General features: G+C 54.3%; 18 protein-coding genes and 1 pseudogene. 8 read left to right on the plus strand and 11 right to left on the minus strand.

The annotated features are described in order from the left end of the window. Positions 1 to 111: 111 nt before the first annotated feature. The 7 genes from LOY56_RS07480 to LOY56_RS07510 all read right to left on the minus strand — a co-directional run bounded on the left by LOY56_RS07480 (position 112) and on the right by LOY56_RS07510 (position 8,316). Complete coding sequence (locus LOY56_RS07480) at positions 112 to 510, minus strand: GtrA family protein (RefSeq protein WP_258620816.1); 399 nt, start codon at positions 508 to 510, stop codon at positions 112 to 114. After that, the gene (locus LOY56_RS07485) at positions 507 to 1,793 is read right to left on the minus strand and encodes an NAD(P)/FAD-dependent oxidoreductase (protein WP_258620818.1); all 1,287 of its coding nucleotides are present in this window, start codon (positions 1,791 to 1,793) and stop codon (positions 507 to 509) included. Before LOY56_RS07485 ends, LOY56_RS07480 begins: the two co-directional genes overlap by 4 nt. 2 nt (positions 1,794 to 1,795) lie before the next feature. After that, positions 1,796 to 2,746 carry an NAD(P)-dependent oxidoreductase gene (locus LOY56_RS07490; RefSeq protein WP_258620820.1) on the minus strand — a complete coding sequence of 317 codons (951 nt, stop codon included), beginning with the start codon at positions 2,744 to 2,746 and terminating at the stop codon, positions 1,796 to 1,798. Next, on the minus strand, positions 2,743 to 4,674 hold the full coding sequence (locus LOY56_RS07495; protein WP_258620821.1) for a glycosyltransferase family 39 protein: 1,932 nt from the start codon (positions 4,672 to 4,674) through the stop codon (positions 2,743 to 2,745). The genes LOY56_RS07490 and LOY56_RS07495 overlap by 4 nt, the downstream gene beginning before the upstream one ends. 152 nt (positions 4,675 to 4,826) lie before the next feature. Then, the gene (locus LOY56_RS07500; protein ID WP_258620823.1) at positions 4,827 to 5,567 is read right to left on the minus strand and encodes an SDR family oxidoreductase; all 741 of its coding nucleotides are present in this window, start codon (positions 5,565 to 5,567) and stop codon (positions 4,827 to 4,829) included. Next, the gene (locus tag LOY56_RS07505) at positions 5,564 to 6,877 is read right to left on the minus strand and encodes an FAD-binding oxidoreductase (protein ID WP_258620827.1); all 1,314 of its coding nucleotides are present in this window, start codon (positions 6,875 to 6,877) and stop codon (positions 5,564 to 5,566) included. The genes LOY56_RS07500 and LOY56_RS07505 overlap by 4 nt, the downstream gene beginning before the upstream one ends. Continuing rightward, complete coding sequence (locus tag LOY56_RS07510; RefSeq protein ID WP_258620829.1) at positions 6,874 to 8,316, minus strand: UbiA family prenyltransferase; 1,443 nt, start codon at positions 8,314 to 8,316, stop codon at positions 6,874 to 6,876. Before LOY56_RS07510 ends, LOY56_RS07505 begins: the two co-directional genes overlap by 4 nt. Before the next feature lie 897 nt (positions 8,317 to 9,213). Here LOY56_RS07510 and LOY56_RS07515 point away from each other — a divergent pair. Then, positions 9,214 to 9,372 (plus strand): hypothetical protein, encoded by a 159-nt coding sequence (locus tag LOY56_RS07515; protein WP_258620831.1) that lies wholly within the window; start codon positions 9,214 to 9,216, stop codon positions 9,370 to 9,372. Positions 9,373 to 9,429: 57 nt separating this feature from the next. Next, positions 9,430 to 10,518: an acyltransferase gene (locus LOY56_RS07520; RefSeq protein WP_258620832.1), complete on the plus strand. Its 1,089-nt coding sequence runs from the start codon at positions 9,430 to 9,432 to the stop codon at positions 10,516 to 10,518. A 129-nt stretch (positions 10,519 to 10,647) separates the two neighbouring features. Here the strand turns inward: LOY56_RS07520 and LOY56_RS07525 are convergent, their stop codons facing one another. Genes LOY56_RS07525 through LOY56_RS07535 form a run of 3 tightly spaced genes read right to left on the minus strand, consistent with a single transcriptional unit; the run spans position 10,648 to position 13,199 of the window. Continuing rightward, positions 10,648 to 10,857, minus strand: a complete 210-nt coding sequence (locus tag LOY56_RS07525) for a hypothetical protein (protein WP_258620833.1) — start codon at positions 10,855 to 10,857, stop codon at positions 10,648 to 10,650. Continuing rightward, positions 10,854 to 12,476 carry a hypothetical protein gene (locus LOY56_RS07530; protein ID WP_258620834.1) on the minus strand — a complete coding sequence of 541 codons (1,623 nt, stop codon included), beginning with the start codon at positions 12,474 to 12,476 and terminating at the stop codon, positions 10,854 to 10,856. Before LOY56_RS07530 ends, LOY56_RS07525 begins: the two co-directional genes overlap by 4 nt. Before the next feature lie 12 nt (positions 12,477 to 12,488). Continuing rightward, the gene (locus tag LOY56_RS07535) at positions 12,489 to 13,199 is read right to left on the minus strand and encodes an SDR family NAD(P)-dependent oxidoreductase (protein WP_258620835.1); all 711 of its coding nucleotides are present in this window, start codon (positions 13,197 to 13,199) and stop codon (positions 12,489 to 12,491) included. A 467-nt stretch (positions 13,200 to 13,666) separates the two neighbouring features. Here LOY56_RS07535 and LOY56_RS07540 point away from each other — a divergent pair. From LOY56_RS07540 to fabF, 4 genes and pseudogenes are all read left to right on the plus strand, one after another. Next, positions 13,667 to 14,471, plus strand: a pseudogene (locus LOY56_RS07540) (nucleoside-diphosphate sugar epimerase/dehydratase); the annotation flags it as partial. Positions 14,472 to 14,791: 320 nt separating this feature from the next. Next, positions 14,792 to 15,127, plus strand: coding sequence for a helix-hairpin-helix domain-containing protein (locus LOY56_RS07545; RefSeq protein ID WP_258620836.1), 336 nt, complete (start codon positions 14,792 to 14,794; stop codon positions 15,125 to 15,127). Positions 15,128 to 15,332: 205 nt separating this feature from the next. After that, the gene (locus LOY56_RS07550) at positions 15,333 to 16,127 is read left to right on the plus strand and encodes an SDR family oxidoreductase (protein ID WP_258620838.1); all 795 of its coding nucleotides are present in this window, start codon (positions 15,333 to 15,335) and stop codon (positions 16,125 to 16,127) included. Positions 16,128 to 16,159: 32 nt separating this feature from the next. Continuing rightward, complete coding sequence (fabF, locus tag LOY56_RS07555) at positions 16,160 to 17,434, plus strand: beta-ketoacyl-ACP synthase II (protein WP_258620839.1); 1,275 nt, start codon at positions 16,160 to 16,162, stop codon at positions 17,432 to 17,434. 119 nt (positions 17,435 to 17,553) lie between these two features. On the opposite strand, the gene LOY56_RS07560 is transcribed toward fabF, so the two are convergent. Further along, complete coding sequence (locus tag LOY56_RS07560) at positions 17,554 to 17,721, minus strand: DUF2897 family protein (protein ID WP_258620840.1); 168 nt, start codon at positions 17,719 to 17,721, stop codon at positions 17,554 to 17,556. A gap of 421 nt (positions 17,722 to 18,142) precedes the next feature. Here LOY56_RS07560 and kdpF point away from each other — a divergent pair, with 421 nt between their 5' ends. Together kdpF and kdpA are read left to right on the plus strand one after the other, a co-directional pair. Then, positions 18,143 to 18,232: a K(+)-transporting ATPase subunit F gene (gene kdpF / locus LOY56_RS07565; RefSeq protein WP_007899818.1), complete on the plus strand. Its 90-nt coding sequence runs from the start codon at positions 18,143 to 18,145 to the stop codon at positions 18,230 to 18,232. 8 nt (positions 18,233 to 18,240) lie between these two features. Beyond that, entirely contained in the window at positions 18,241 to 19,950 is a 1,710-nt protein-coding gene (gene kdpA / locus LOY56_RS07570; RefSeq protein WP_258620841.1) for a potassium-transporting ATPase subunit KdpA, read from the plus strand. Positions 19,951 to 19,959: the final 9 nt, after the last annotated feature.

Here is a 19,959-nt window from a genome sequence, read left to right on the forward strand (position 1 = left end):
TTGAAATTGCCCGCTTATGCGCATGCATTGTTGAAGGTGCTGTGGGCGCCGCCCAAGGCGGCTAATTGACGGAGTCCGGGCCATGTGGTCCGGGCGCCTCTGCGCGCGATTTCAGCGAAATGACCAGCGCTTGTGGCCGAAGTAGCTGGTAAACACCGGCACAGCCACGCCGAATGCGTGCGCTATTTCATGCTTGAAGAACTCCATGCCCATTGCAGGCAGAATGTACGATGCCAGGCCAATACTGATGATCCATGTCTGTACGACCGCAACCAGGTTGACCAGTACAAAGAACATTGCCGAGTGATGGATGGGCTGTTGGCTTTCGGTAAAGACAAACATTCGTGCCAGTACAAAGGCGGTGATCATGCCGGTCAGGTAGGCGAGCCCGATTGAGACTGAAAAGCTCAGCCACTGGTTATAAAGGATCCTCGAGAAGAAGTTGACAGTAGCGGCGCTACCCCCCGTCACCAGAAAGGCAAGGAACTGTCGATTGAGCAGTTGTTTCACTTAACTGCATCCCTTGCCATGTTTCTGCCGAAATCGATGCTCTCGGAAATACCGCGATCCTCGGGATAGTAGTAGGAGGTATCGGCTACCCACAAGCCTTGCACGGGCAGCGAAACCGGCGGCAGCCGGTCCAGATAGCCCGGGTCGCAAATGGGCTGGGCATGCCGATAGCGGCTGGCGCGGATATCGATGAAGTCCTCATCGTTCAGCGTCGGGTTGATCTTCTTTAAGTAGCGACGCACCTTCTCGAGGAAAGCCTGGTCCGGTTCGGCGAACTTAGGATGTTCACCGGGCATGTAGAACGGCACATAGACAATGTGTTCGTTCATTGGCCGCAGGTTGGTGTATTCGACAAGTCCGGGGATATCCATCTCGGGGTCGTTGGTGTTGAGCCAGAAGTTCTCGGTCAGAGGCTTGCGCAGCTTGGCGATCACGCAGACTACCGCGACGTTCTTGAGGGCTGCGAAGCGCGCGAGAATATCCTGTGGCAGGTCCGGCATCAGGGAGGGCACGTAGGGCAGCGGCACGGTGCTGATGACCTTGTCGAAGCGCTGGATTTGTTCCCCGCAGACCACACCCTGAACCTTGCCGTGTTCGATGATCACGCGGTTTACCGGCGACTTCAGGCAAATGATGCCGCCGTGTTTTTCGATGTCGGCCTTCAGCGCTTGCAGCAGGGTGTCAGAACCGCCATCCAGGTAGCCGAGTTTTTCGCGGAACAGGCTATAGCGCGAGCGGCCGATGCGGCGAATGCGGCTCCAGATCCAGGCTGCCGACAGGTTATCGGTGTAATGGTAGAACTTGTAGTCGAACAGGCGCCTCCATAGCACTTCCCAGGCCTCGGCCCCGACCCAGCGCTTGATCCAGCCCGTGGCTTCGACGTTGTCCAGGGGCTTCCAGTCATTTCTCTTGGTGGACAGGAATGCGTGCAGGCCATAACGGAACTTGGCTGTCAGGCTCAGGCCCTTGAATTTGAGTAGAGCAATGGGGTTGCCCCAGGGTTGCAAGCGGTTCTGATACCAATAGCCCATCTTGGTTTCAACCCAGCGCATTTTCGACGCCAAGCCCAATTCGTCCAGTACCTTCAGGAAGGCATGGTCAGAAATGCAGTGGAAGTGGTAGTAGCGCTCGATGGTGGTGCCCGAGAAATCGAACGCAGCGGTCATTCCACCCACACGGTCATCCGCCTCGAATACCACGGGTTTATGCCCGTCCCTGGCCAACTGGTAGGCCACTGCCAGGCCCATGGGGCCGGCACCAAGCACGGCAACTCTTTGTCCCATCGTCAAAACTCCAGAACCACTTTGCCGTAAGTGGGGTCGTTGAAGGTTTCGTGTATCGCCTTGGCAAACGGCGTGTAGGTCACGCCGAAGGTGCCGGGCCAGTCATTGACCTCGAATTCGTCCTTGGCACTGAGTGCCGCCAGTTGCTGGGTGGTGAAGGGTGGGTTCTTGTCGAACAGGCTCCACGTCCAGATCAGGCTGTAGAACAGGCCGTAGGGGATGCGCGCGATCATGGCCTTGGCGCCGGTGGCACGCTTGATTTCGCGAATGATATCGATGTAGTCGACTTTTTCGTGCCCCGATACGTTATAGATACCGTCGCGCACACGGTTTTGTATGCAGCTGATGATGACATTGCAGAAATCGCCCACGTACAACGGCTGGCGCATGTAGCGGCCATGACCAGGAATCGGGAAGACCGGAACCTTCTTCATGAAGCGCGACAGCCAGCCCAGGTGTTTGCGGTCAAACCAGCCAAACATGAGAGTCGGGCGCAGCACCGGGCAGGGGATGCCGCTTTCCAGCACCATTTTTTCCTGGTCTATTTTGCTGTTGGTGTAGAAGTCGTCGGCCACCGATTCGACCACCGAAGAGCTGATGTGCACCAGATAGTCGATGCTGTGCAGCTTGATCTGTTCAAGAATCAGGCGGGTGGCATCAACGTTGTTCTTGACGAATTCCTGATAGTCAATACCACCGATCTGTGCCTGCAGCATTACGACCACATTGGCATCCGCGAAGGCCTGTTGCCATTCGCCGGGCATGGACAGGTCACCAAAAATGGTGGTCACTTCAGGCTGCACGCGCTTGAGGATCGCCAGGTTTTCGCGGTGCTTGTCGATGACCACAATATTGCTGTAGCCCTTGGCCTTGAGGCGCGCAACCAGATTCTGCCCGACCAACCCGGCACCGCCGGGCAGGATGATACGTTCATTAAGATTAATAGCGGTCATTGCGGGTCAACCTGGATGTCTTTGCGAAATTGGCACAACTGCAGTTCCTTGCCTACAACGCGGGCCACGCCAACGGCGTAGCTGCCCTTGAGGTCGCGGGTGTCGATAACGCGGCCGAAGCCGGCGTTGCCGAGGTCGGATTTTTTGAAGAAGTCGTTTACATCAGGGCGTGCGTACTGGACCGCATCATAGTAACGCACGTTCTGGTGGGCATCGGTGAGGATGATGTAGACCTGTGATGGCAGCTGGTTGTGGGCCACATCCACGACGGTCCAGCCCTTGACTTCAATGGCGCCTGCGAGCGTCTGCGTGGTCGGGTTCGCGAAGTCGAGGCTGCCAATGCATTGTGCTGAGGCCTTCGGTAGGTCCTGGCCTGCGTTTGTCTGTGGCAGGCTGATGTAGCAGCCTGATACTTCGGCGACCTTCCACTGACCGTCTTTGTGTTGCTGGTTAACCAATTGGCCAAGGCTGGGCTTCTCAACCGGCGGGCACGCGACTACCGCGCCCAGGGGCGCGCCACCCAGGAATGTCTCGGGGGATTCGATGGTCTTGTCCAGATCCTTGAAGCTGTTGGCAATGGTGAATGACTTGTGTTGTGCGTAGTAGACGATCGACGAACTCCAGTCGTTGCCGTACAGGGTAAATGCCTCGCCGTCCTTCATGTTGTGCTTCAGCGTGTCAGCCACCAGCAGATCTCTGGAGTTGCTCAGGTCAATCTTCTGTCGCAGGTTTTCGCCATACCCTTGTGCAAAGGTACTGTAGTTGTTGGCCAGCAAAGCAACGAACAGCCCCAATATCCACAGGCGAGACTGCGGATGAGCGAGGCCTTGGGACAGCGCCACGGCCAGTGCGAAAATGATGAAAATGACGCTGGCCGACTGGTAGTAGCTATGGACTAGATGAAGGTTGGTGAATATGAGCAGGGGCAGCAATGCCAGGACGCAGCTCGTCAGCACCACCAGGCGAGTTCTGGTGTCGCGAGCCATCAACAGGGCGCAAAGGATGATTGCGATACCGAAGACGCCCGACAGGTTGCCCTTGACGATGCGTGACCAGATGACTTCGCCATACAACAGCTTGGAAAAGCGTTGAGGCAAAGTACCCCAGTTCCATGTCGAGAGCGCGCTGGACGTCAGGGCGCTGCCGAATTCATTCTGGTTCTTGAGCATGTCAGTGTAGTGGGTCCAGGCAACCCCGAGCACGATGGGCAGCGCGAACAGCTGAATGCCCAAGGTGATGTTGCGTGCACTGATGGCCTTGAACAGACCCCCATTGCGCTGGATTTCGTGGACCAGGAATACCAGTGCCATCACCGCCAGCACCGGCAGGCCGGTGGTGGCTTTTTGCAGGATCGAAAGCGAAATCAGAGCGGTGAAATAAATCGCGTCCCGGTGGCGACCTGCGGCCAGGAAATCGAGGAAATACTTAATCGCGGCAACGGCGAAGAATACCGCCACCGTCTCGATCATGAAGGTGCGACCCCAGAACAGGTAAAGAGGGCTGGAGAACAGCAGACCGGCGAAAATGTAGAAGGTGCGCGGGGCTAGTTTCAACGACAGGCAAATGGAGCGAGCCGGCAGCAGGCACAGCACCAAGAACACGAAAGAAACGATCCTGCCGACCTTGTCCAGGTCGATGCCGGTGACCTTGGTGATCAGCGCCACCAGCGCCTGATAGAACGGGAATTCGAACGGGATTGACCAGGGGGCGCCAGAGACGGGTGTTTCGTAGGCGAACTTGAAGCCCTCCTTGATGAACCAGAAGGAGGTCAGCGCTGTTTGGGTCTGGCGAAAGCCGAACAATTCGAGCAATGGCTGCCCCGAAAAGCGAAACGCCAGATAGGTCGCATAAAGCACCGTCAATACGGCAATGCATTTGATACTGCGTTCGATCAGCAGCTCATTATCTACCAACTTGAATAGCTTCAAGGGTCAACCCCAGTCCGTGCAAAAGTTCGAATATCAGAGATTTATTTTTTTTGAACAAAAATAAAGACTATTGTAACTAACAGGTTATTGTTGTTTTGCGCTATGTTAACGTTGCTCACGTGATTGTTCACTCGTCTGGAAGTGGGGTGATTTTAAATATTCATTTTTTTGAAGAGTACGCCAGGAATTAACTTAATTATCATCATAATTAATACCCAAAATCCCGGGGCGTAGAGGACGTCAACTTTGCGATCAGTACCTTTTACAATGCGTAGGGCCACCTGGGCAGGCTTGGCCAGCAGAACAGCAGGTAATGGTAGACCTAGAGTCATCGGTGTATCGACAAAGCCCGGCCTGATGTCGATGACATGTACACCGACCTTGAACAGACGTGCTCGTAGACCTTCGCAAAAGGTGGAAACCGCAGCCTTGGCGGTACCATATAAATAGTTGGACGGACGACCACGGTCACCAGCTACCGAGGAAATTACCGCCAAAGTGCCGCAGCGTTGGGTTTCAAATTGGTTGGCCAGCAGCGTTAGCAGGGCGATCACCGACGTACCATTGTTAGCAAATTCCTGGAGCGCTACGCCAACGTCCTGCTCGCAGACTTTTTGAACGGGCAATGTGCCATGCGCAATGAGCGCAATATCGATTTGCTGTAAGGTCGCTAGGCAACTTTCGAGCATTGCGCCGTGTGCAACAAAGTCGGTGGCATCCATGCAGTGAAGCGTTACTGATTTAGCGCCTCGACCTTTTAGGTCGGCTGCGGTTTGCTCTAGTTTTTCGAGGTTACGGGCCACGAGGAAAAACTCGCTGCCTTGTTCGGCCCAAAGACGTGCACAGGCAGCGGCAATGGCCGATGTGGCACCAATAATTAGAACTCGTTTCATGCGGTAACTCGTTTCCAGAAGTGGGAATTCAGAGAAGGATCACGCAGTGCTTCCAGTTGTTCCCAAGCGGGGTAGGCTTGGCGGAAATCGCTGCCGGTCATGTGGGCATCCTTGGCCGGATACAGGCGGCCACCACCCTCGCGAACGATGGCATCCAGCCTTGCAAATAATCGCACCAGATCAGCCTTCTGCGGGAAGTCCAAGGCTAGAGACGTGCCGGGGAGAGGGAAGGACAGCAGGCCTGGCGAGGCGATGTTGCCACAGCGTTTGAGCACGGCGAGAAACGAGCCTTGGCCAGAGTCTGCAATGGCTTCCAGCAACTCGCGCATGACTACCTCGGCCACTGCGTCGGGTATCACGCACTGGTATTGCTGGAAACCTCGGCGCCCGTAGATACGGTTCCAATGCAGTATGCGATCCAGCGGATAAAAGAAGGGCTCGTAGTCACCGCGTTTGCATGTGCTCTGGGCAGGATGCACTCTCCAATACATATCATTGAAAGCTCGCAATGACAGATTGTTGATTAGAGACACTGGCGGTGTCAGCGGCATGCTCAACTTCGCTCGCTCGTCCACTTCCAGTGAACCATAACGTGCGTGGTCACCCACGATGAATACGCCCCGCCCGGTCTGAGTGCCTTTTGCCAGGCAGTCGATCCAGGCGACACTGTATTCATGCTGGTGATCAAGTTCGGCGGACAGGCTGAAGAATTCGCCCAGGTTGCCGAAACGCACTATGGTGCTGTCGATCTGGCTGGTGCGAATGGGGATAAGCTGAATTTCTGCCCACACGATAATCCCAGTCAGACCTAAACCTCCAATAGTAGAAGTATAAAATTCTGGATGCTCGGTAGGGGAGCAGGTCAGCATTCCTTCATTATGGCGCAATAAACCCAAGCGCCGCACATGGTTGCCAAAGGTGCCGCGCAGATGATGGTTCTTGCCATGGACATCGTTAGCGATGGCCCCGCCGAGGGTGGCAAACTGGGTGCCCGGTGTGACGGATAGGAACCAGCCCTGCGGGATGGAAACCGCCAGGATCTCTGCGAGGGTTACACCTGCCTCTGCTTGCACGGTTCCCTGCTGCCAATCAACCTGGATGAAGCGATTTAGGGCCCGCATGTGCAACACTTGATCGCTCGCGGCTAGGCAGCTGTCTCCATAACTACGTCCGTTGCCATAGGGCAGGGTGCTTCCGTGCGTGGCGACCACTGCATCGCGCAGAGCCTCGACTTCGCTACGCCAGCTACAAGCGTGTGCAGTCTGCGGGGCATAGGGATAGCATCCCCAAGAGTAAAGCTGACGACTCATGTTGCTACCCAGAACACCAACCCAAACAAAGCGCCAACGACTAGACTGCTGCGGTCGCGGATGGCGAACACTACAGGGTCATCATGCATTTGCCCGCGATGAGTGAGCATCCACACTCGAGTGATCCAGAACAAGAGCAGCGGGCAGGCTAGCCAGATCACTTGTGGATGGGCATAAAGCCCGGTTGTAGCCTGATCATGGATGTACAGAGCCAAGACCATTACCGCTAGATAACCGGAAGACGCGCCCAGCGAGGAAATCATTTCCAGGTCGGCGGGATAGTAGCCTCGCCCACGGGTTTTCCCGGTATCGCCCTTGCGCCTTGCTTCGCGCAGTTCTGCGTAGCGCTTAACTAGTGCGAGGCTGAGGAACATGAACATCGAGAACGCCAGAATCCAGAATGTCAGTTCCAAACCGAATGCTGCCGCGCCAGCTATGATGCGCAGGGTATAAAGCGCAGCCAGGGTGATCACATCGATAGCCATCTGTCGTTTCAATGACAGCGAATAGGCGAGAGTTAATATGTAATATGCAATGAGGGTTCCGGAAAACTCCCAAGGCATAAGCCATGCAGCCCCGGAAAAAGCGCCAACCAATAATACGGGAAAGAGCTGTAGCCCGGACTTGATCGACAATCGCCCAGCGGCAAAAGGACGATGCCGCTTGGAGTGATGATGCCGGTCATCGGCGAGGTCCAACAAGTCATTAAGCACATAGACGCTAGAGGCACATAACCCAAAAAAGAGAAAGGCCAATACTCCCTGCCATAGGAGCATGGGGTTGGTCAATTGATGCGCCGCCATTAGAGGCACAAAAATCAGCGCATTCTTCATCCACTGATGCAGCCGCAACGCCTTCAACCAGTCCTTCAGCCTGGAAGGATTGGAGTGAATCACCTGTTCGACATTGCCCTGTGCCCGAGCGTCACGCTCAACACCGGATTCCGGATTGACCACATAAGCCTTCCGGGCAACCGCCCAAACTGGGACGTCGTCATGAGAGTTGCCCGCGTAATCAAAGCCCTGCTCACCATAGTGCTCGACCAACAGATCGCGTTTACGGTGGGCCGACAGGTTTCGCTTGCTATCAGAGGCTAGCACCTGGTCAAACAATTGAAGATGTTCAGCAATACGTTCGGCCAGGCTGTAATGGCTGGCTGTCGCCAGCACTACGGTCCGACCGTTACGCCGCTCGACTTCAATTAGTTCAATGACCGCAGGATCGAAAGGCAGGACACTGACATCAATATGGGTGGCATGGGCGAGACCTTCCTTTAAAGCTACCTTGCCTTTGGTTAACCAAATAAAGGGTTTAAACAGGCTCAATGGCTTATGCCGAACAAAAGCCATACCTGTTTCCAGCAGCAGATCGGAGCGCAGCAGGGTACCGTCGAGATCGACAACAAGCGGAATAGTGGGAGGTGTTATATGGACAGTCACAAGAGCTCTTTCCTGAATATTGGCTACTCAAACAAAAACGAAATAAGATCAGGAAACCAATGGAGATCTTAGTAAGGGCTACTAAAAGGCCGGCAGGCTCTCATTTGCGCGCAACAATACCACGGATGGCACATGGTTTCACGGGAAGTGGCTACTAAATTGACTGACAGGGCATGCGGTGATCCGGGTGATCACAGAATATAAACGCGGCCCATACCTCACCTGGTCAACCTGATTGGATCTCGCACAAAAAGTGAGGTACGTCAGAATCATCCATTTTTCACCGTTCTATCCGTAGACCACTCCGCTCGCCTTGGCGTCGATCTGGGCACAGATCCGCTTCTCGCGAGTGCTGAATTGATCCTTCCGCTCTGCCGTTCCAGGTCAGTGGCATTCGCTCGGGAGGTAGGAGCCGGAAGATCCGAGGGCCGGTCTGGGTGCTTAGATACCGCAGGCGAAACATCAACGGAACCAAGCTCGCTGACGTTGTTTGTCAGTAGGCAGGAACCGCCGTATACGGAACCGTACGTACGATGGTGTGAGAGGACGGCGGGGGCAACCCTGCCTCCTACTCGAATCCTGGAGAAAAGTACGCCCACCAGTCACGGTAAACGGGAAGCACATCTGGTGGTAGGTGTACTTCGTGGATTGCATACGAATAAACGACGGCGCCTCTTAGCAGCGTCGGGCGCGATCTACGCCACGATAGTGTGAGCTCCTCGAAACTCGCAATACCGAGACCTGCCGGATCCGAAACGACAGGTAACGAGCGGTCCAAGGCTCAGGAACGCCTACGCTTCTGACCTCCCCCGACACGCTTTATCGCAACGACGTCTTGGCAGAGCAGCAGCACAAGCGCCTTCAGAGGAGCAGCGCGCTCCAGCTCGCAGTTGGACGGTGCATAGTCTGATTGAGCTGCAAGAGGACCAAGTGGCGTTGTATGATCCTCACCGCGTCATCAATGACCGCACGCGAATACGTGTGATCGAGGTCTGCAGCGAAGACATCGGCTCCGCCCTGACGAAGCGCCGGGCAATTGCCCTGCGCGGGCAATGAGCTGTTGGAAGAATAGAAATTTCTTATTATTTTTAATTAAAATCAGGGCGGAAATACATGCTGCACAAAGATAATAACTTGAACTTGTTACGGTTGGTTGCCGCGCTGATGGTGCTATATGCTCATTCATTCGATGTTTACGGTAATTCCCCGGAGATCTTTATTGGTCTTGATTCCTATGGCGGGCTCGGGATTGCGATATTTTTTGTCATTAGTGGTTATTTGATTGCAAAAAGTTGGAGTTTTGATCCTTCGGTCATTAGTTTTTTAGTTAAGCGATCGCTGCGAATATTTCCAGCCCTGATTGTTGTTACCGTGGTAACCTCGTTTTTGCTTGGTCCCATTTTTTCCACTTTGACAGTCAAGCAGTATTTCTCAGATCTGGCATTTGTTATGTATTTAAAGAATATAATTTTAAATCCAGTATTCTATTTGCCGGGCGTGCTGGAGCACGCCAGGGTTGCCAATGTGATCAATGGTCCTCTATGGAGTTTGCCTATCGAGTTTTTCATGTATTTGGTAGTCGTGGCGCTTGGGCTTCTATTCAATGGCGGTCGTCTTGTATACACAATTACCACCGCATTGTTTGCGCTGATTGTGGTTTTTTGGTGCTGGCGAGATGCGCCTTTGCTGGTGGTTTATGGTACTGATGTAAGAAACATTCCGTTGATAGGCATTTATTTCATGATTGGGGCATGTTATGCGAAGTGGGGGCTCGAACGGTGGTTCAGTCTCTCCGGCGTAACTGTCATGGTGATGATGACCCTTCTTCTGGCGCCGTATTCATCGATTTCCAAGCCCCTGCTATGGCTTACGTTGCCGTATGTCGTCTTAGCATATGGACTTTCCAGAAGTTGGTTGGGAAGCTTGGTTAATAAAGTGGGTGACTGCTCTTACGGTGTTTATATCTATGCTTTTCCGGTTCAGCAGTTTGTTTTGCTAAAATTCCCCGGTATTGCCTATTCAACCTACCTTGTTGTTACAGTGGTCATTACTCTGGTTTTGGGATACGGCTCTTGGCATTTGATAGAGAAAAGGGTTCTCAAATTCAAGCCAAAAAATAAAGTCAGGTTTGTATCGAATGGTGTTGATGCCGATTCGGCGTTAAATCCTGTTGTGGGTGAGAAGCTCAATTCAGGGGCTTGAGCAAGTGTATGTATTTATGATGTAACAGTCACTCAGGTCACCCATGAAGAGCTACAGGGTCTGCCGCGACAGCGCAGACGCCTGACGATCCTAAAACCCACCAGGGATTCATAATGCCCGGTTTATGGATCAGCTTCTTCCAACAAAGTGTTCGCTCCAACTACCTTTTTTTGAAAGGTCCGTATACTCAATGGTCAGTTCTGGGTGAACAGACTTTAATATGGCGAGGTTCGTTCGGTGTTTGTCGAGCCCCACGATGTCAGTGTGTCCGCGGCTTTTTAAACATGCCACCAAATCTTGCCCGACCAAACCTGCTCCGTCTGGAGGGATTGTTTTCATTTTGGCTCTCCATTTAAGCCCAGCATACTTAAGTTGGATCTTCGTTTCAGGCAGTAATTGATGCAGCTGGAAAAACCAAAACTGAGAAAGATACTTGCTATGGGCAACACTGCAAGCATTTCCTTGGATCGAACACTCAGTAGCATCAACGAAGAACTAACCAATAATGCTGTAGACAAGACTAACAAGCTTGCCTGGAAGGCTTTTCTGATGTTTTGTGTTTTAGATATAGCGATACATGAGACGAACGCCAGCAAGGCATAGACCCAAGGTGGCGGAGTCAGAAAATTCATCCAACCAAAAAACGCCATGCCTTGGTGTTGTGCTTTTTCGGCAGGATTCCAGTACAGCATATGTTGAGGTATACGGCCCGGAGGAGGGGTCAGTTTAACGCTGCCATCTGCTTGAATAGTGTCACCAATAAGCAGATACAAGCTATTTGATTTTAAAGGTGTGAGTTGGAATGGTTTTTCGATGAAAAAAGCTAACCACCCCGTGATCAATTTCGCGATGTAGGCGGCGGGTATCGCCAGCACCGATTCTTTATACACGGCTATACCGAGGGCGTCTGTTTGCGGAAGCCCGATATAGTAATAGCCGGGAATGGCCGAAATATGAATGTTAAATGTTTCAGGCAGGGGATGCTGGGTCGTGAAATCAATCAACTCCGAGCGCGATGCGTTCATCAGATAATTATATTGTGCGAGGTAGGGGGCTCTTACTTCTTTTGGTGCGCCCCAATCAACGTCTTGATAGGCGGCAGCCCTGAAATATTCCGGTGGTAAAATTGCGCCAAGGGCCCGCCACCTCAAACTGTTGATTCCCAGCTTGTTTGGTTCCTGAGTGATGTAGTTGTCGGGTATTGCGTCAATTAGAACCCAGGCATGATCGTAACTCAGTTGCCGTGAATTGGTCGTCGGGTAGTGAAAGGTTTCGACAAATACAAATATAAGTGTGGTGCTCGCCGATAGGGCAACGATGGCTGTCGCGATTTTCCAAGTCCAGTCCTTGCTGTCAAAAATTACTAACATCGCAATGACAGGGGCGATTACCAAAGAATTGAACTTTACAAGGTAGGCAGCCGTAAGAATAACTGCGGATAGTATATACAAAATTATTTTTGCATCATTTTTTACATCGAACGCCCAGAGAGCGGTCAGCAGTGCGATGGCAAGAAAGTCTCCTTGTAGCCAGTCCGGTCCGATGGAATTGACCCCGCCCATGAAAAACAGACTGCCACCCCAGGCTAGGCACATAAGTGTGGCTGAGATTTTACCAAATATTTTATTGCATATGAATGTGCTAATTGCGATGGCGAGCAAATGGAAGTAAAAGTGAATGTGCTGTAAGTGTCGCAACCACTTAAAATTATAGATGTCTACTCCATTAGGTACGCCAGCAAAGTCCAGTGCGAAGCGTGCGGCCAAAGTATATCCACTGGCGTGGATAAGATTGGATACTCTAGAGAAAATCATCTGAGCATAATTTGGATAGTCAAAGGCAGCAATATTGATAGGGTACGTGTTCAGGTAGTACAGATTCAACAGAATGACAATGGCTAGGGCAATTAGTAATAAATGCCTTTGAAGCAGATTGCCTAGGGTATTTAAAGCTGACATTGAAGAGCCCTGTTATCGATGAGGCTGGATGTATAGAGTTTTATCACTTGCAGTAAATCTGACTATAGATTTATCCGCTTGAATATAAAGTTTGGTAAATGTTTGATAATAAGCATTATCAGTGCCCAGAGTTGGAGTGTACAGCGTGTTGGTTTTATTTTGCACCGCTTTGACAATGCTAAGTGCTACCTTTTCAGGTTGTGCTATCAGCAGGGGAGGCAGGTTGAGCTCCTTGGTCATAGGTGTTTGAACAAAACCGGGTTTGATGGTAGTCACCGAAACGCCGACTTTGAACAGTCTTGCGCGCAAACCCTCGCAGAATGTGGAAACGGCAGCTTTTGCTGTGCCGTATAAATGCCGCTTGGACTCTGCTGTCAGATTGCGTTCTTCATTGGTCGCCAGTACAAGATCAAAAAGTTGCAGGTACTCTGCAATTTTCTCGGCCAGAGTGTAATGGCTGGCGGTGGCAAGTACGATGAGTCGATTTTCGTTTTTTGCAATTTTTATCAACTCCAGCACGGCTGGGTTGTAAGGTAAAACATTAACATCTATATCGGTTGCAGAAGCCAGTTGCGACTTCAGCACCGTTTTACCTTGCGCCAGCCAGCCTACCGTTTTATAGAGCTGAAATGGATGGCGACGGATAAATGCCATGCCGGTTTCTACCAATAAGTCCGAACGCAACAACGTTCCGTCGAGGTCAACCACGAGGGGGAGGGTCACAAGAACTGTCCTTGAATGCTGGACTAACAAATCAGTTTGTTAGGTCGATGGAGGCCGCCGGAGGCGATATATTTGCTCCTGTGATGGCTAGCCAACCATCCACACTAAGTTTTGCGGGGCACGTTACCATAGAGAGCGCTTGTCGTCATGGATCCAGTGCCAATGAGACGCACCCGGATAGACCTTATGGCATAACCATAGACGGTGAGTATTTTTCATTGCAAAGCCCTTTATTCCTCAGGTGTGCCTCAGGAGCATCAGCTGTAGGGAGGGCCTGTGTTTGTTCGGACCGCTGATGACCCCACTGCCGGAATGTCTGGTCCATAAATAGATCCAAGCGTGATTGATGTAATTCAGGTTTATAGTGTCGGGGCTTTTTTTAGCCCGCTGAATGGAGTTAGGTGCTTGATAGGAGTATGGACAGAATGAGACTGTTTTTGTTGGCGCTACCGCGTCGATAGAAAAGACTGCTACAAGTCGTCACAGATGTGGTTCTGGTATGGGTTGCGCTGTGGATCGCTTACGTGGTGCGCTTGGGTGTTGACGAGATGGTCAATCCTTTCAAGTGCATCTCTGGTTATTCCTTTTCGCGGCTGTGGTTGCGATTCCACTTTTTGTCCGCTTCGGCATGTACCGAGCTGTCATGCGTTATTTTGGTAATGACGCATTGATTGCCATCATAAAGGCCGTCAGCCTTTCATCTCTGATCCTGCGGTCGTGGTTTATTGGTACAGCAATCACGAAACGGTCGTGCCTTGCTCAATAGTCTTTAACTACTGGTGGCTAAGCCTCGTTATCATCGGCGGTCTGCGCCTGTACATGCGTCATATTTCATGGGCGACTGGTTCACCGCCGCGCAGCATGTACCGTTCGCCAACCGGGATGATGGCCTCACCAAAGTCGCTATCTACGGTGCAGGTGTAGCCGGCAATCAGCTGGTTGCAGCACTTCGCATGGGCCGAGTCTTGCGTCCCGTGGCTTTTATCGATGATGATCCGAGCATCGCGGATCGTTCGATTGCCGGGTTGCAAGTCTACAAACCCAAACACATCCAACAGTTGATAGACGTAACCGGCGGTCAGGAAATCCTCCTAACACTGCCGTCATCAACCCGCGCACGACGTCAGGAAATTCTCACTATTCTGGAGCGTTTTCCGCTTCACATCTGAAGCGTACCCAACTTCCAATCTAGCCAGTGGCCGGGTAAAGGTCGAAGACATCCAGGAAGTTGATATCGCCGACCTTCTGGGACGCGATTCGGTGCCTGCACAACCCACCAGGACAAACTTCTGGATGTGATGAAGACCTGGGGGTGGACACCGTCTACCACGCTGCCTTGGGATGTGCTCAAGGGCCGTTTGAGGGAGTTGCTGATTGCCGTTGATCATGACGATTACGCTCGCGTGAAACCGTCAGCGGCTACACCCCTGATGGCGATATCGTTGACTGGATCTACCAGCGACGTCGCCTCGAACCCTGATTGTTTCACATCCTGTAACGGACACATTTTTGACAGTCTCCAGACATCGCCTAAGTTTGGAAGGCAGCTTCGGAAAAGCTGCTTTCTCAATCGATGTCATGGAGCTTCATTTATGCGTACTGGCTATTTCTACTCTCTGGTTTTTGCCCTGCTCACCAGCGCCTCCATTGCGGCCATTGCCGCGCCGACAGCGGCGCCGGAGGCTGCCAAGGCACCGTTGATGCTGGACGTTACTACCAAGGCTAAAACCGGAAAAGTCGATCTCAATGGGGCTGATGCGCCGACTCTGCAGCGTGAGCTGTCCGGCATTGGTGAGGCGAAGGCCAAGGCGATTGTTGCGTATCGTGAGAGTAATGGGCCATTTTCGTCCGTCGACGAATTGCTGGAAGTGAAAGGGATCGGCAAAGCCATTCTGGACAAGAATCGCGAGAAGCTGGAAGTGAACTAAGCTTGTAAATCCACGCCAAGAGGCCGGTCATTGACCGGCCTTTTGCATATTGGCGCAGAGGATGACCTGGCACCTTTCATCGGGGTGGAGAAAATTACGGCTATCATATGGCATTAAGATTATGCCTATAATAAATCCGTCATTCACTGAGGCGCCCTGACGCTCAGGCGCTCGCCTTCCTCAAGCATCCTCCAGGAGCATTGTCATGAATTCTGTCCAGACCCAAGGTACGGCCCTAGTCACCGGCGCTTCTTCTGGTATCGGCGCGGTTTACGCAGAGCGGTTGGCGGCGCGTGGCTTTGATTTGTTGCTGGTGGCCCGTGATCAAGAACGGCTGGAGGCTGCGGCGAGCACGTTGCGCGCGGCGCATGGCGTTCAGGTGGAGGTGCTCAAGGCGGATCTGACGCTAAAGGATGATGTGTTGAAGCTTGAGCAGCGTCTGCGCAGTGATTCGAGTATCAGTCTTTTGCTGAACAACGCCGGCGTCGCGGCGGATGGTTTGCTCGCCAACGCGGACATGGATCAGCTGGAGCGGTTGATTCAGCTGAACGTCACTACAGTGACGCGGCTGGCCTCGGCGGCGGCGGCCAGTTTTACCAAGGCCGGTCGCGGGACGATCATCAACATTGCATCGGTGGTGGCGTTGTTTCCGGAGCGGTTCAACGCGACGTACAGCGCGAGCAAGGCTTATGTGTTGAGCCTGACTCAGTCATTGGGCGCGGAGCTCGCGGGCACTGGGGTCCAGGTTCAAGCGGTATTGCCGGGCGTAACACGCACCGAGATGTGGGAGCGCTCCGGTATCGATGCGACCCAGATTCCGGCGGACATGATCATGGAAGCGGGGGAGATGGTTGACGCGGCGTTGTCGGGTCTGGATCAGGGTGAGTTAACCACCATTCCTTCCTTGCCGAATCTCTCTGAGTGGGAATCGTATGTAGCGGCGCGTCATGCGATGGCGCCGAATCTGTCCAGAAGCAAGGCCGCCACACGTTACAAGTGAGGCATCATGAATCGGCTTGAGGTATTCGCGTTATGAGTAATCGTCGAGTGGTGGTCACGGGCATGGGCCTGGTGTCGCCGTTGGGTAGTGGCGTCGAAGCAGTTTGGGCGCGTTTGCTGGCCGGGTGTTCGGGGTTGCGGGCGTTGCCGGACGATGTGGTTGCTGATCTGTCCACCAAGGTCGGTGGCGCGGTGCAAACCCTGGCGGAAGATCCCGAGGCGGGTTTTGATCCGGACCGGGCGACGCCGCCCAAAGAGCAGAAGAAGATGGACCGCTTCATTCTGTTTGCCATGGAGGCGGCGCGTCAGGCACTGGAGCAGGCCGGTTGGCAACCGCAGGACGCCAACGCCCAGGAACGCACTGCAACCATTATCGGCTCTGGCGTGGGTGGTTTCGGCGCGATTGCCGATGCGGTGCGCACCACCGACAGCCGTGGCCCGCGACGTTTGTCGCCCTTCACCATTCCTTCGTTTCTGGTCAACCTAGCGGCGGGTCATGTGTCGATCGAGCACGGTTTCAAGGGGCCTTTGGGGGCTCCGGTAACGGCGTGCGCGGCCGGGGTTCAGGCGATTGGTGACGCGGCGCGGTTGATTCGATGTGGCGAGGCGGATATTGCGGTGTGTGGCGGCGCGGAGGCGGCAATCGATCGTGTCAGCCTCGCCGGGTTCGCGGCGGCTCGGGCCTTGTCCAGCGGTTACAACGATACGCCGGAGCGCGCTTCGCGGCCGTTCGACAGTGGTCGCGATGGCTTTGTGATGGGCGAGGGCTCGGGCCTTTTGGTGATCGAATCCCTGGAGCATGCTTTGGCGCGCGGTGCTCAACCATTGGCTGAGCTGGTCGGTTATGGCACCAGCGCTGACGCCTATCACCTGACCGCGGGGCCTGAAGATGGCAGTGGTGCGCGTCGGGCGATGTCGCTGGCATTGGCTCAGGCGGGCATTTCGCCGGCGCAGGTGCAGCATCTCAATGCTCACGCGACCTCGACTCCGGTTGGTGATTTGGGGGAGTTGGCGGCCATCAAGTCGTTGTTCGGCTCGGACAACAAGATAGCCGTGACGTCGACCAAGTCCGCGACCGGGCATTTGCTCGGCGCCGCAGGCGGCATCGAGGCGATCTTTACGCTGTTGGCGCTTCGCGATCAGGTGGTGCCCGCCACGCTCAATTTCGATAACCCGGATCCGGCCGCCCAAGGCGTGGACATCGTTCACGGTCAGGCGCGCCCAATGACTATCGAGTACGCGATGTCCAACGGCTTCGGATTTGGCGGCGTGAACGCCAGCGTGTTGTTCAAATACTGGGAGGACTAGTTCACGGCCGATGATGGCAAGCGTTGGCCCGCAGTCGGGGACTTCAATGTCTGGAATGCCCGACTGAAATAGAACCGTTTCTGTGGCAACGGGGCTAGCCCCCTCGCCACCATTTTCGGTTAGCGGTCCCGCGCATCCTTGGCATCCGCTTCCGCGTTGCGTTCGGCGACGCGTTTGCGTTGCTCTTCAGTCAATTCGACCTTGTTGGCGGTGTCGCGCAACAGCAGCAATCCGCCAACGATCGAGCCGATGGCAACGATCAGAATCAACCAGGCATACCAGGGCATAACGGCTCTCCTTAAAAGCAGGTCGGTGGGCGAGGGTTCGCCGATCGATCCTGCATACCACGTTTGAGCGATGGCATTTCGCAGTGGTTCCATTCTAGGCCTGTTATGTCCCGTTCATCTGCGCCACGTCTTCGAAACTTGCACATTCCCCCGTAGACGCGGTGTGTGAAGTCAGAGCCCGGTCAACATCGCATCGGCCGGCGCATCGGGACGCAACTGCGTCGTCAGCATGAAGGACGGACGTTGGCGCCCGTTCTAGCCCTATTGCGAGCAAGCATCCTGACACCGCTGTAACCCCGCCATAAACTCACTCTTTACACATTTTTTATGCCCCGCCACACCCCTCGATCTCGCGCCTTTACAGCCTCCCTGCAGACAATCACTCCACACGCGGCAATACGCCGTAACACGGAGAACTTCCATGAGCGTTCTGGACGGAGTGTCACTGCTATTGGCAGTGGGGTTGTTCATTTATCTGTTGGTTGCGCTGTTGCGCGCGGACCGGAACTAGGAGCGGCTATGCACAGTTATGACTATTGGCTGATCATCGCCTTCTTCGCCGTGGTGCTGATCCCGGCACCGTTTCTGGGGCGCTTCTACTACAAGGTGATGGAAGGGCAGCGCACTTGGCTTTCGCCGATCCTCGGGCCGGTGGAGCGTGGTTGCTATCGGGTAGCCGGCGTCGATCCACAGGCTGAGCAGAGCTGGCAGAAATACACCCTGGCCTTGCTCGCCTTTAACCTTGCGGGTTTTTTGCTGTTGTTTGCGATCCTGCTGTTTCAGGATTATTTGCCGCTGAATCCGCAAAACCTGCCGGGTCAGGAGTGGACGCAAGCGTTCAACACCGCCGTCAGCTTCATGACCAATACCAACTGGCAGTCCTACAGCGGCGAAGCAACCCTCAGCTACCTGAGTCAAATGGTCGGCCTCACCGTGCAAAACTTCGTCAGCGCTGCCACCGGGCTTGCGGTGTTGGTTGCGCTGTGTCGCGGCATCGGTCGCAAATCCACCAAGACCCTCGGCAATTTCTGGGTCGACATGACCCGCGCCACCCTCTATGGCCTGTTGCCGTTGTGCCTGTTGCTGGCGCTGTTTCTGGTCTGGCAGGGCGTGCCCCAAACCTTCGCCCACTACGTGAACGCCGTGACCCTGCAAGGCGTCGATCAGGTGATTCCGCTTGGCCCGGCCGCCAGCCAAATTGCGATCAAGCAATTGGGCACTAACGGCGGTGGTTTCTTCGGCGTCAACTCGGCGCATCCGTTCGAGAACCCGACCGCGTGGAGCAACCTGTTCGAAGTCGCTTCGATCATTCTGATTCCGGTGGCACTGGTGTTCACCTTCGGCCACTACGTGAAAGACCTGCGCCAGAGCCGCGCGATCATCGCCTGCATGCTGGCGCTGTTTTTGATCGGCGGCGCGACCTCGTTGTGGGCTGAATACCAACCCAATCCAACCCTGGTCAACGTCGCCGTCGAACAGACCGCGCCGCTGGAAGGCAAGGAAGCGCGGTTCGGCACCACCGCCACGGTGCTGTGGTCGGTGACCACCACTGCGGCGTCGAACGGTTCGGTCAACGGCATGCACGACAGCCTCAACCCGCTGAGCGGGATGGTCGCGATGATCAACATGATGGTCGGCGAAGTGATCTTTGGCGGCGTCGGAGCCGGGCTCTACGGCATGTTGCTCAACGTGCTGATCGCGGTGTTCCTCGCCGGGTTGATGATCGGCCGCACCCCGGAATACCTCGGCAAGAAACTGCAAGCCCGGGAAGTTCAGTTGCTGGTGGTGACCTTGCTGGTGATGCCGGTCGGGGTGCTGGTGCTCGGCGCAATTGCCGCCAGCCTGCCCGGCCCGGTCGCGGCGGTGAGTAACCCCGGTGCTCACGGTTTCAGTCAGTTGCTTTATGCCTACACCTCGGCCAGTGCCAACAACGGTTCGGCGTTTGCTGGATTTGGGGCGAACACCGCGTTCCACAACCTGATGCTGGGGCTGGGCATGTTGATCGGGCGCTTCGGTTACATCCTTCCGGTTCTGGCGTTGGCTGGCAGCCTGGCGATGAAGAAAACCGCACCGATTGGGCAGAACAGCTTCCCGACCCATGGCCCGCTGTTCGTGACCCTGTTGACCGTGACCATTTTGCTGGTGGGTGGCCTGACCTTTCTGCCGTCATTGGCGCTGGGTCCTATTGCAGAACACCTGAGTTTGGCTGCTTTTGGACTAAAGAGCTGAGGAGTCAAT

Source organism: Pseudomonas sp. B21-048, assembly GCF_024748615.1.
Taxonomy (GTDB): domain Bacteria; phylum Pseudomonadota; class Gammaproteobacteria; order Pseudomonadales; family Pseudomonadaceae; genus Aquipseudomonas.